Source organism: Alteromonas naphthalenivorans (assembly GCF_000213655.1).
GTDB classification, from domain to species: Bacteria; Pseudomonadota; Gammaproteobacteria; order Enterobacterales; family Alteromonadaceae; genus Alteromonas; species Alteromonas naphthalenivorans.
The window spans coordinates 4699865-4711891 of record NC_015554.1 but is presented as its reverse complement, the minus strand read 5'-3'; the positions used below and the strand labels follow the sequence as shown (position 1 = coordinate 4711891).

At 48.8% G+C, this 12027-nt stretch carries 13 protein-coding genes; 10 read left to right on the top strand and 3 right to left on the bottom strand.

The window, feature by feature from the left end; translation table 11 throughout:
* The first annotated feature begins 178 nt into the window (after positions 1–178).
* Together AMBT_RS20570 and AMBT_RS20565 are read left to right on the top strand one after the other, a co-directional pair.
* Entirely contained in the window at positions 179–532 is a 354-nt protein-coding gene (locus AMBT_RS20570) for a type II toxin-antitoxin system RelE/ParE family toxin (RefSeq protein WP_041453189.1), read from the top strand.
* A complete protein-coding gene (locus AMBT_RS20565; RefSeq protein ID WP_013786597.1) occupies positions 525–812 on the top strand; it encodes an XRE family transcriptional regulator in 288 nt (95 codons plus the stop codon). The genes AMBT_RS20570 and AMBT_RS20565 overlap by 8 nt, the downstream gene beginning before the upstream one ends.
* A gap of 62 nt (positions 813–874) precedes the next feature.
* Here the strand turns inward: AMBT_RS20565 and AMBT_RS20560 are convergent, their stop codons facing one another.
* On the bottom strand, positions 875–2719 hold the full coding sequence (locus tag AMBT_RS20560) for a ParB/RepB/Spo0J family partition protein (protein WP_013786596.1): 1845 nt from the start codon (positions 2717–2719) through the stop codon (positions 875–877).
* 58 nt (positions 2720–2777) lie between these two features.
* Positions 2778–3200 (bottom strand): DUF6908 domain-containing protein, encoded by a 423-nt coding sequence (locus tag AMBT_RS20555; protein ID WP_013786595.1) that lies wholly within the window; start codon positions 3198–3200, stop codon positions 2778–2780.
* Between the two features lie 1550 nt (positions 3201–4750).
* On the opposite strand from AMBT_RS20555, the gene AMBT_RS20550 reads away from it, so the two are divergent.
* Positions 4751–5617, top strand: coding sequence for a phage integrase N-terminal domain-containing protein (locus tag AMBT_RS20550; RefSeq protein ID WP_041452637.1), 867 nt, complete (start codon positions 4751–4753; stop codon positions 5615–5617).
* A gap of 130 nt (positions 5618–5747) precedes the next feature.
* Here AMBT_RS20550 and AMBT_RS22655 read toward each other — a convergent pair whose 3' ends face one another.
* A complete protein-coding gene (locus AMBT_RS22655) occupies positions 5748–5924 on the bottom strand; it encodes a hypothetical protein (RefSeq protein ID WP_013786592.1) in 177 nt (58 codons plus the stop codon).
* 32 nt (positions 5925–5956) lie between these two features.
* Here AMBT_RS22655 and AMBT_RS20545 point away from each other — a divergent pair, with 32 nt between their 5' ends.
* The 7 genes from AMBT_RS20545 (at position 5957) to AMBT_RS20515 (ending at position 11896) form a co-directional block, all read left to right on the top strand.
* On the top strand, positions 5957–6301 hold the full coding sequence (locus AMBT_RS20545; protein WP_202945449.1) for a hypothetical protein: 345 nt from the start codon (positions 5957–5959) through the stop codon (positions 6299–6301).
* A 149-nt stretch (positions 6302–6450) separates the two neighbouring features.
* A complete protein-coding gene (pilL2, locus tag AMBT_RS22050) occupies positions 6451–7266 on the top strand; it encodes a PFGI-1 class ICE element type IV pilus protein PilL2 (protein ID WP_013786590.1) in 816 nt (271 codons plus the stop codon).
* On the top strand, positions 7263–8081 hold the full coding sequence (locus AMBT_RS20535; protein ID WP_013786589.1) for a TIGR03759 family integrating conjugative element protein: 819 nt from the start codon (positions 7263–7265) through the stop codon (positions 8079–8081). Before pilL2 ends, AMBT_RS20535 begins: the two co-directional genes overlap by 4 nt.
* Positions 8078–8614: a transglycosylase SLT domain-containing protein gene (locus tag AMBT_RS20530; RefSeq protein ID WP_013786588.1), complete on the top strand. Its 537-nt coding sequence runs from the start codon at positions 8078–8080 to the stop codon at positions 8612–8614. The genes AMBT_RS20535 and AMBT_RS20530 overlap by 4 nt, the downstream gene beginning before the upstream one ends.
* A gap of 41 nt (positions 8615–8655) precedes the next feature.
* Entirely contained in the window at positions 8656–9108 is a 453-nt protein-coding gene (locus AMBT_RS20525; RefSeq protein WP_202945448.1) for an integrating conjugative element protein, read from the top strand.
* On the top strand, positions 9105–11162 hold the full coding sequence (traD, locus tag AMBT_RS20520; RefSeq protein ID WP_041452636.1) for a type IV conjugative transfer system coupling protein TraD: 2058 nt from the start codon (positions 9105–9107) through the stop codon (positions 11160–11162). The genes AMBT_RS20525 and traD overlap by 4 nt, the downstream gene beginning before the upstream one ends.
* Positions 11163–11167: 5 nt before the next feature.
* Complete coding sequence (locus AMBT_RS20515) at positions 11168–11896, top strand: TIGR03747 family integrating conjugative element membrane protein (protein ID WP_013786585.1); 729 nt, start codon at positions 11168–11170, stop codon at positions 11894–11896.
* The last annotated feature ends 131 nt before the right edge of the window (positions 11897–12027 follow it).

Below are 12027 nucleotides of genomic sequence, written 5' to 3'. Positions count from 1 at the left end.
CATTGTCGCGCTGCCGCGGTAAACCTTTCAGTGCGATAAATAAGTAAACCGTATATATAAAGTGGTGGCTGGATAAGATTGGGGAATGAATCGGCTCTAGCTGGGTCACCTATACACAGTAATCCGAGGGATAGGCTATGCTTGACAGATTGTACCAAAAATGGTACTATTCGTGGTGATGGGTAAAAGCAGGAAAAAAGTCCCTGCGGTGTTCTATCGCTCTGACTCCGGCAGCGAGCCGGTGCGGGAATGGCTGCTGGCCTGTGCTGTAGAGGATAGGAAGTCCATAGGTGCGGACATTAAAACCGTTGAATTTGGTTGGCCGGTGGGGATGCCCGTATGCCGTCCTATGAAAGATGGTTTGTATGAAGTGAGAACCAACCTGACCGATAAGCGTATCGCCAGGGTCTTGTTCTGCTTCCATGATGGCAACATGGTGTTACTCCACGGCTTCATCAAGAAGTCGCAGAAAACGCCCAAGCCTGATTTAGACTTGGCCAAGAAGCGTAAGAAAGAGGTGGAAAATGGCTAAACAACATCAGCATGTCGGCTCTTCACTGGATGATCTGCTGCAAGACACGGGTGAGCTGGCCGAGGTTAATACGGTGGCCATCAAGCGCGTTATTGCCTGGGAAATTGCCCAGAAGATGGAGGCCGAAGACATCTCTAAGACCAAGATGGCCAAAATCATGGACACCAGCCGTTCTGCCTTGGATCGGCTGCTCGATCCCGAAAACACCTCAGTCACTCTACATACGCTGGATAATGCAGCTCGTGCTGTCGGTAAAACCCTGCGCATTGAGTTGAGTTAGTTTTTCATATTTATGGTCTAAAAAAGCCACCCGAAGGTGGCTAACCGGCGTGAGCGCCGAGGTTAAAAGGTATCAGGCAGCCACGTTTTTTGTACGCTGTCGTCTTGCGCCGACTTTTCTCCAAACCAATTGGCTATATCTTCTACAACAATACTTTTCTTGGCGGCGGTGTGCTGATTCGTCCAATCTTCGTTACGGTAAGTGCTAAAAGTATTCAGCAGCAAACCTTTGTCTTGCCTATTCAGGAAGTTGTCTTTGCTGGGTCGCCAGTGTTTCGCAAAATCAATCTGTAAATGATCGACCAAAGCATCTTGGTCGTGATGTGTGCCTCGGTTATTGATGCTCAGCGTAGCGGCCACGCAATAGGTAATCAACCGTTTCTTTTCTGATGCCGATAATTCCATGAAAGTGATTAGGCGTTTTCCTTCATCGGCTTCATCCAGCCAAGCGAGAGGCAATTTTTTCTGGAAGTTATTTAAGGCAGCATCGGCAGGAGTTCCATTAAGATCGTCACGGCTGGATTCGCTCACTACTTCATTAAAGTGGGCATCAATCAGTTGATGGCATCGATGGTAGCGCCCGGATAATACTTGCACACAAAGTGAGTAGTGCAGAATGTCTAAGGCCACATTCGGATGTTTTAACAAACACGCCTTGGTGATTTGCTGGCGATGAGCCGCGAGGTCATTTAGTAGGGCTTGGGAGTAAGTGGCTGCGGTTTTGTCTGTTGTCTCTGTTGTGGTATCAACTGCTTGCGCTTGGCGCTGGTGCCGCTGCACATCTTTTTTCAAGGCCAGCCCACGGATGATGGTTAATTTGCCGTGGTAATCAAAGGTCACGATACACCCTGCATAGCTCATTTGTTCGTCACTAAATCGCAGGTAGTCTTGGTCGCGCACTTCAATAGCCTCATCTAGTGCCTTTTCAACGATTTCAAATTTCTGTTCTAGTGTTTCCGGCCAGCCCTCGGCAATGCACTGTTCTTCCAGTTGCTCAGCTTGTTTGGTGAGCTGCTTAATTTGGTTGGATAGCGATTGCGGCACATCCGTCAGTTGTGGCTTCAATTGCACAAATTCACTGGCAGCCGATGTACCTAAGAGCGATATATCTACCCATGACCACGCTTCCTGCTTTTTGAGTTTATTGGCTTGGCGCGTCAGCTTCTGTTCAGCGAGTTGGTGAACCATTGCGTGGTCATTGAGGTAGGTATGATTTTCAAACAAATCCGTAGAAACTGCGCCACCGGCTTTCAGGTAAGCGGCCTTGCCAACAAAGGCACCGATACTGCTCGCCGTTGATACGGATTCATCCAATAACCAACTGCGTACTGCATTGGGGTAAATGTGGCGTTGCGACAGGTCTTTATAACAGGCTAATTGCTTTTTGTGATCTGGATGGACGGTAAACGCCATCAGACATTCCAGCGACAGCTTGCCTTTACGGAAATAATCCAAAAGTTTGGGTGAAACTTTCGACAGTGCCAGCAGTTTGCGTACCGACTGAATGGCCACCCCAAATCGCGCGGCAATATCTTCTTCACTGTAACCCTGATCGGCCAATGCTTTATATGCCAAAAAACGGTCGGCAGGGTGCATTGCCTCCCGCTGCGTATTTTCCGCTAACGAAATTTCTATGTGTTCATCCGTATTACTTTTTACTAAGCACGGAATCAGAAAATCGCTATCCAGTTCTTCACCATCAATCAAATGCCCGACTGCTGCAAAGCGACGGCCACCGGCTATAACCTGAAATTGATCGTTACCCACGGGCTCTACGACAAGGTTTTGCAACACACCTTGGCTACGAATGCTGGCAATTAGCTGTTGATCGGCAGCTTTAGTGGTTGTTACTTGACGGACATTTTTAGGGGAAATAGAGAGCTGTTGAAAAGGAATATTAGTAATCATGATAACCTCGACATATTGAAATAATGTAAGTAGAAGACAGGCGCTCAGTCGTTAAAAATCATTTTGTTACCGAGTGATTTTGCTCAATCAGATTGTTCAGCCACTGCCGTAAAAAGCTATTGAGTTCCTTGCGTAGCTGGGGGATAAACTTCCCTGGTTCTGGAAAGACTTGCTGATAGATTGGCGGTATCGACATTTCGAAGGTAAAGGCTTCTACCATCCGCTGTGACGGGTAGATCAACACCACCATTTCAGGGTCTTTGCACAGATCACCGTTTTGCTCAAAGTAATGCGCCAACGACACGGCCACGCCTTCCTCGTTACCAGAAGCGCCATCTAGATGGGGTAAACGCTCCACCACCCAATCCATCAATTCCGGTACTTCACTCCGGCGACATTGCCCTGCTACAGCCCCGGCTTTAGTCACAACCCCCAGCTTAATCAGCCGGTCATAGTTGGTTTCATATATCGTCTTTCTCATGACATTTTCCTCCCTTGTAATTAACGAGCGCAGCGCCCGCCTGCGCTCCTGACCCGCTGGCGAAGCGCGGGGGTAGCAAGTGGCCAGTGGCTCACCGGAAGCCGCAGCTAAGTGAGTGAGCGAAGCGAGGGAATCTGAACGGGTGAGGAAGCGCGAAGCCTCGCACTTGCCAGGCGCGAGGGGCAGTGCCCCTTAGCAACATGAGCCTGATATGGTCGAAATCACACAGCCGACCGGAGGGCGGAAGCGTTAGGGAGTATGAGGGCGACAGTTCCGCGCAGCGGAATGAGCGATTAGCGAACCCGGTAACGACCGGCCAACGCCAAGATAAGGCACTTGAATTATCGCAGCATTCACGAATTGATTAGCTCTCAAGCCTGCATAGAAGATATTCAAAAGTCGATAAACAAATTTTCAGGATTGCGCCGAATAGCCAACGGGACAGCGTGTACATAGCCTCGAAACCTATGAGCCAGTTATCAAGGGAATTGATCGACTACTACTAATCCCAAGCCGCACCTTATCTCAACAGCCCGGCCACAACGAACTATTCAAAGCAACTATCAATGCTAAATCAACACTTGACGTGGAAAACTTGTCATTAACTTATGCAGTTGTCGATGTTGCCTAAGATAATATTGAAAAATGTGTCGATGAAAACGATGACGTATTTATAGTCGGAAAATCACTTGTCGGTGCAGATGGTTACTACACAGACATTGCCAAGCTGCAGAAAAAATTCAGTGAACAAAAGCATTCGAAATTGAATTATTGATAACCCCTCGTCACTACAGACTTCTGTAGTGACGAGGGGTGAGAAGCTACAGTATCTCTGGGCTAGATAAACTTTTCTGAGATTATGAAACAATTATGGGGGTATTTTTTTCGGGAATTCGGCAACACTTCGCCCTAACAACGTGTGGCTATTGCACACTCAATAGCGCCCCGGCTCGGCTAGAGCCAACCCCAGTGCCCATGCAGTTAATGGGCTTCATTTAACCCGATAGAGGAGGAAATTACCGGTATAAAACGTAGTACACCGGATGCGTTAAGACTAAACGATACTGTATCCCACTGGAGACTGGTATTGTTGGTAATAACCATTCCGGGCTTTGAGGGAGTGGTGTCCCATGACGTTCGGCAACCCTGGTTGCCTCTCCATTAGTTGCAGCTAATGGACAGTCATAAACACTGACCAAATGCGATTACACCATTTGTTTTTACAGTGATGCGAACCGTTCTGAACAGTGAGTTGTCCGTTCTAGCCTTGTTGCTCACCGCTCTGAACAGTTGCTTGTCCGTTACCAGAATATCAGTCATCGTTCAGAACGGTTGTCTGTCTGTTTTAACGGTCAGTTTGAACGACAGAGCGTCATTAAGAAAACGTATCAAGCCCGGCCTTAGCACTGACGGACTCTCAAGTAAAAAATCACTATTCCCAAACAATTTACGAATTAATTTACTTTTCCATCTGAAAGGTTGATTGCCGATTTGGTTACAAGACTCAGTCAATAATTCTCGCCAGCATTGGCAACAGCGAGGACATTGTCGTGAGGGATCTGAATTATCAGCTTAAGAACCTGTGCGAGCACAACAAAGACGGCAGTCATAATACCCAAGGCAACCGCCATCAACTGTTGCAGACGATGGCAAATCATTTGTTTGAGTTGGGGTATCGGCGCATGAATGCCAACTCCCTCAAACCCAAGCATGTCGATGCGCTCATAGCACGTTATCTCAATGAAGGTTTAGCTGAAGGCACGATTAAGAATCGCCTATCGGCATTACGCTGGTGGGCTGAGAAAGTCGGCAAGCTTAATATCATCGCCAAAGACAATGCCCACTATGGTGTCGAGTCCCGCGTGTTTGTCACCAATGTATCCAAGGCTTGTGATCTGGATCGAGAACTGCTTAATAAGATTACCTGTGATCATGTGCGCATGAGTCTGGAGCTACAAAAAGCTTTCGGACTGCGCCGTGAAGAAGCTATCAAATTTATCCCTGAATATGCCGACCAAGGTAATTATATTCGCTTGAAGCCAACCTGGTGCAAAGGTGGCCGCGAGCGAACCATTCCTATACGCAATGAAGAGCAACGCGAAGTGTTAAACCGTGCGCGGTTGCTGGCGGGTCGGGGCTCATTGATTCCCAGCCATTTGATGTACGTCGATCAGATGCGTATTTACGAAGCTGAAACCAATAAGGTGGGTTTGCACAAAATGCATGGTCTGCGTCATCGCTACGCTCAAGAAAGATATCAGGAACTCACTGGGTGGCTGGCTCCGGCCTGTGGTGGCCCGACAAGAGATGAATTATCTGAGGACAACAAGCTAGATGATGCGGTGGCTCGCGTAGCCATCACACAAGAATTAGGGCATGGCCGCGAACAAGTAACAGCGGTCTATTTAGGAAGGTAGCCCTGAAACGATAAGTGTGCTGATCGGGCTTCGCCCAGGCCGCACGGCCTTCCCACCCTCGCCGGGAGCAGGGGTTGCAGCGTGACTGCAACCCCGCTGGAAAGGCTGAGAATGATACGGGCATCAAGGACTACTCGGCTAACGCCTGCGTTCCTCCTTGACGCTGAATTCTCAACAGCGAAAACCCTGTGGCTATTGCAGTCTCAATAGTACCCGGCAGAGTTTCTGCCAACACCAGGGTATAGCTACCAACTTCGGTTGCTGGTTGTACCACCCCTACGGGAGAGATGATGTCCCGTAGGGTCATCTTTCTCTTCTTTACTCACTGTTAGGAGAAAGATGATGGAATACTTGGAAATGCGTGGAGAGGTCAAACTGAAAGACGATGCCGATTTGCCAGTGGTGAGCCAGGTTTTAAACAAGTTAGTTGAAACCGAGTTCGTCGATGGGGGCTACATCGATATTCGTCGTAAAGATCCGACTATCAGCATTCACGCTGAAGGTACGATCTCTGAAAGTTACAGCCTTCGAGCGCAGTTGAAAAAGCTGCAAAATCAGTTGTCAGAGACATCAATGATTGGAGTCACCAGTGAACGATGGGAAACCCTCGTAGTACTGAAACACTCTGAGCCGGTATCGGCACTCAGTCTTGAACCTTATGATCTTCTGGTTATTGGCCAGTAACCCCTCGAAAAAAGTCTGGCTTCGGCCAGGCTTTTTTCATTTTTATCTCCCGTTTTTTTCTTTCTTTTAGCTTTGAAAGGTTTTCACTGCAATTCCATTTATCACATTCGTAACCTAAGTCTCGTTCTACAGATTGATTGGAGTGGTTTATGCCAGTAGTCAACGTTATTCCAGCCTCAGTGCTCAGTCTTATATTTTTAGCGCCGCCATTGCAGGCCATGGATGCCACAGATGTTGCTTTGCATGGCAAGGTGAAAGAAAGCCGCTATGTTGCGCAGTGGATAGGGCCGACTGAATCGCAATTGGATGTGATGGAATCTGTTCTCAGATTGATTGTTCCTGAACAGGTGACGACCGTTGGTTCAGCAATTCAGTATCTGCTCAAGCCTTATGGTTACCAACTCGACGATAAAACTGACGATGAAGAATCGTTAGATTTTTATGTGCTACTAACCCGGCCACTTCCAGAACCGCATCGAACGTTTGATCCGATTTCACTTTATGATGCCCTTGAGGTATTGGGCGGTGATAGTTATGAGGTTGTTATTAATCCGGTGTTGCGTACGGTGCGCTATCGCCTAAAGCCCGGACTTCAAGATTATGTCAGCGAAGAAAATTTGAATGACGCAAGAGCTGCTTGGGTAGAAGGCGCACAGGCTACATCTGTAGGTAAGCTGATAGAACCCTTATCCAATAAGGTACTGGTGTATGGCCCGATCAAATCAGGCGATACTTTAAGTGATATTGTCCTTCAACTCGGCATGACTGATTTCACAATGGATCAGCAGTTGGTTCAGGCTTTTCGCGCAAACCCCAATGCCTTCGCCAACGAGAATATGAATCATCTAGTCATTGGTGCATATCTGAATATCCCTCTATCTAACGATAAGCCTTTATCACCTGTCGAGGCTAGCCGCTTGGTGGATGAGCATTACCGCCTTTGGTTGGAGCAGGTGCAGCCATGAAAGCTATCACTATGAGCTTAGTCTTAGTCGTCATATCCAGTGTAGCTAAAGCGGCTGAGCCAATGAGCATCCCTGACAAATCGGAAACCCAAGTTACTCATACCCCTGCCGAGCAAACGCCCGACACTAAAACACTGGCAGGATATTGGTCACTCGAAGTAAAAGAGTATCAGCGCTATAAAGAATTGATGCGGGGGCCATTGGGTGTTTGGAGCCCGACGATAGACCCTTTACTGGCGTTGGGCATGTTTCCAGAAACTCCTGCCCAGCAACAGCGCTATGCCGAGTTGTACGCCCGGCAGGAATTTGAACTGACCGAACGTACACTGCGTTTTCAGCAGGCCTATCGCGACGCTTTCCAGCGTTTGTATCCGAACGTGGATACTGTCGATCAGCGTCTGCTTGCTCCGTATCGATTACACGAACAGAAAAAGGAATCAACCAAAGCTGCGCGCTGGCTGGCGAAGAAACAGTTTCAAGACGGTGATCGCGTAATGGTGTTTGTGCCATCGCGTTGCGGTCAATGTTCTTCCATGATTCCCCGCTTAATGAGCCTGGTCTCAGGAACCCGAAATGCCGGTATCGACGTGTATGTTCGCAACGCATCCGACGATGACGCAGTTCGGGCCTGGGCTCAGGCTCACCAGATTCATGCAAAACAGCTTGGCGACAATGTGCTAACCCTGAATCGTGATGAAGGTCTCTGGCAGCGCCTGCAAAACCGGTCTTCAAACAACACCAGTGCTGACATTCCGATTTATCTGAAACGCAATGGTCAGTTCTTCCAGCTAAGGGCAGAGGATTTGGGGCTATGAGTAAATGCGCAATTCGAAAGTTAGTGGTGGGCGCGACCCTGATGCAATCCATTTCCGTGGCCGCTCTGGATGACTTACCTATAGCCTATGTAGTGGTTGCCAAAGCCGCCAATGTGCCCGCCGATATTTTGTATGCCGTTGCTTTGGCGGAAAGTGGGCGATCTTATAAAGGCGTGCTGTTGCCCTGGCCGTGGACACTGAATGTTGAAGGTCGGAGTATTTTTTGTGAGTCACAAAGCGAAGCGATTATCTTGGCGGCAGAAGCAATCAACCGTAAGCAATTGGTTGATATAGGGCTAACCCAAGTGAATTGGCGCTGGCATCAGCAGCGCTTTAGCCATGTCGATGATGCGCTCGTTCCCATGCTGAACCTGAAAGCAGGGGCGGCCATTTTGCGCGAACAATTTGAGGTCAGCGGTGATTGGTGGCAGGCCGTAGGTCGATACCACGATCCAGGACAGGATAGCGAGTCTTTGGATAGCGCGGAAAACTATCGCCAGCGCGTAAAGCGACTATGGCGAGGGGCATTTTGATGAAGCGGGTTATACTCATATTCTGCTTAAGCTATATGCCAATGGCTCAGGCCGGTAGTCCGTTAATTGTTATCTACGATTCGGGCAACACTTCGCCTATCGCACCGTACTTACCGAAACGGTCAGGGCCTCAGCCGAAGCCACCTAAACCCTCTTCGGCAAATAAAGCTTTTCAACTACCCATCGAAACCCCGTCAATGTCACCTGGGTTTGTCAAAGTAACCGCCAAGCCACTCAAATATCTGCAACAACCGCTATTTCTCGTCGGCACCGATACTCGATCAAGGGCTTGGTTGGAAGCAAAGCACAGCCAGCTCGTAAAACTCAATGCCGTAGGCTTATTGATACAGGCCGATACATTGAAAGATATTCAGGCGATGCAAGCCCTGGCCACAGGTTTGCGATTAATACCTGCATCCGCTGAGAGTTTTGCCAAGCCGTTGGCGTTGAAGCATTACCCGGTACTGATCTCGAAGGATGGCTGGGAGCAATGAGCGACCGCTATGAGGTGGAAGTCTTATTGCGACCACCTGTGGAACTGGCTTCTTCGCTGGTATCGCTGTGCTCTGCGGGTATCATACTCAAGGCTCCACAAACCTTAATGATGCCGCCCAGTGTGGCGACTGTCAGCGCTGGGTGCTTATGTGCTTTATGCATCTGGAGAGGACGACAGGCGTGGAAGGTGTTGACCTACCAGCGCCACTTACGCCGAAGTCCCCGTTATGAAATGGCTTCCTCGCAAATTCCCGTGAGCCGTTCGGTCCTGTTTTTAGGCCGCGGTTTTCGTTGGACGCAAACCCATACTGAACGCTTGTATGCCGCCCGTGATCGACGTGCCGAGCATTACCTGCAACCCAGTGCATTCAAGCAATGGGTACGGAAAAAAGAAATTGAGTGGGAACATACGCCGCTGTTAAAACAGTTGGTAAAGTTGACTGCCAGAGATTCCGCGTTAAATCCAGTGAGGCCACCGCCCGCCAGTGGCGGCGATGCTGTGATTCATGGTGTCGGTATTGGCGGGGAGAGTAATGCCAGTATGCCCTTGTCGGATCGTGTCGGGCATATGGTGGTCATTGCTCGAACTCGCCACGGCAAAACCCGATTGGCGGAACTGCTAATCACCCAAGACATCCATCGCCGAGATAACTGTGTGATTGTGTTAGACCCCAAGGGCGATGCGGATTTGCTCAAGCGTATTCATATCGAAGCGCAACGTGCCAAGCGTCCCTTGCTCATCTTCCATTTGGGCTACCCCGAACTTAGCGCTCGCTATAATGCCATCGGTTCATTCTCACGTATTACCGAAGTGGCAACACGGATTGCCAGTCAGTTACCGGGAGAAGGCGATGCCAGTGCCTTTAAAGAATTTGCCTGGCAGTTTGTGAATGTGATTGCCGTAGCCTTGGTTGCCTTGGGCGAACGGCCCGACTTCCTGAAGATTCGCCGTTATATCACTGATATTGACCCGCTACTGATTCGCTATGGCCATTACTGGTTAGATCAACACGGTAATGAACAATGGCAGGAGGAGTTGGCTGAATTTCGTAATGCTATCAACGTTAAATCACTACCAAGAGTCGAGCAAGGTAAAGATCCGGATGCTATTGCACTGGTACGTTATCTGAAAACACAGGTGGAGTTCGACCAGGTATTGGAAGGCCTGATTTCTGCCTTTCGCTATGATCGGGAGTATTTTCAGAAAATCACCGTGGCGGTAAAACCGTTCTTGGAAAAGCTGACTACCGGTAATATCGCAGCGATACTGGCCCCCGATTTATCCGATGAACAGGATCAGCGCCCTGTGCTGGAATGGGCGCACGCCATTCGTGATCAAGCGATTGTGTACGTTGGCCTAGATGCTCTAACCGATCCAGAAGTCGCAAGTGCAGTCGGAGAGTCGATGTTCAGTGACCTTACCAGTCTGGCGGGGCATATCTATAAACACGGTATCGGCGATAATCCAACACAACGAAACCAGAAACCGCCGAACATCGTGATTCATGGTGACGAGTTCTCCGATTTAATCGGCCCTCAGTTCAAGACGCTCATCAATAAATCCGGTGGTGCGGGGTATGAGCTGAATCTCTATACCCAAACATGGAGTGACCCCATCGCAGAGCTGGGCAGTGAAGCTAAGGCCGGACAGCTTGCTGGCAACATCGGTACGGTAATGATTATGGGGGTTAAGGAAATAGCCACCTGCGAGATGTTCACCAAGCAACTACCGGAGGTCAGTGTTAGCGAAATTATGGCGGTATCTGGTGTCACGGATAATAGTGAACGCGAGGGTGGAATAAGTTTCACTTCTAATAATCAGGATCGGGTAAGCATCAGTCGTGTACCTATGATTTCTCCTGCGGATATTGTGGCCCTACCCAAAGGTCAGGCTTTTGTACTACTAAAGGGTAGCGAGCTTTGGAAAATTCGCATCCCCATGCCCTCAAAAGTAGACGATGATGAACTACCCGATGACCTGGGTGAAATGCTTCGCTTGATGCGCCAGGGCTATACTTCAGTCACTGACTGGGGCAGTTTTAACGGGCGTTGAGGCGCATGGCTAACTCATCTGAATATCGACCACCACCGCGCAAAGAACCTAGCCTGATCGGTAAAACTATATCCAGCACAGTAGCGCTGATTGTCTGGTTAATTCTGAGTTTGCTGATTTCCGTTATCATTGAATGGATTGGCATGATCTGGTTTTGGCCAGAACAGGGTGCCGATCATGCGAAAGCGGTACTCACCAGTGACCAAGGCTATCTCAATACCCAGCTCTACCAGAACTCGCTCAATGCCAAGCGCGCAGTCGCAGAAAATGCGAAAAGCGCTGTAAAATGGATTGAGAAGCAAACAGCATTCAAAAGACATTCACCTCGCTTTAATCCGAAATCAAGTAGCACTGTGAGTACCGTTAGCGAATGGAGCAGCAAATACTACCGAAAAGCAAAGCCCTACCTTGAAGCTGCAAGCACCGTCGCGCAAACCTTTGTCGTCCGTCTAGCATTGATTGTGTTTTCGCTGCCGGTTTTTGTTCTGGCTGGTCTTATCGGAGCTGTTGATGGTCTGGTTGAGCGAGACCTAAGGCGCTGGGGTGGAGGAAGAGAAAGCAGTAACGTCTTTAACCTCGCTAAACGATCTGTAGTGCCAGCTTTTGTTGGGGCTTGCGTGATCTATATCAGCTTGCCATTGAGTATTAATCCTGCGCTCGTGCTTTTACCTTTTGCATTGCTGCTTGGGTTGGTGGTGCGGATTAGTTTTGAGCGGCTAAAAAAATACTTTTAGAGCTGAGAAACAGGAATCTCTGGTTTCATATAGAAACGCGTGTTGTTACTGCTACAGGATATCTAGTCTTAAAGGCATGCGTGAAGGTTTAAACTAAAAAACTAATCGGTGCGATCTACCCGTATCAATTT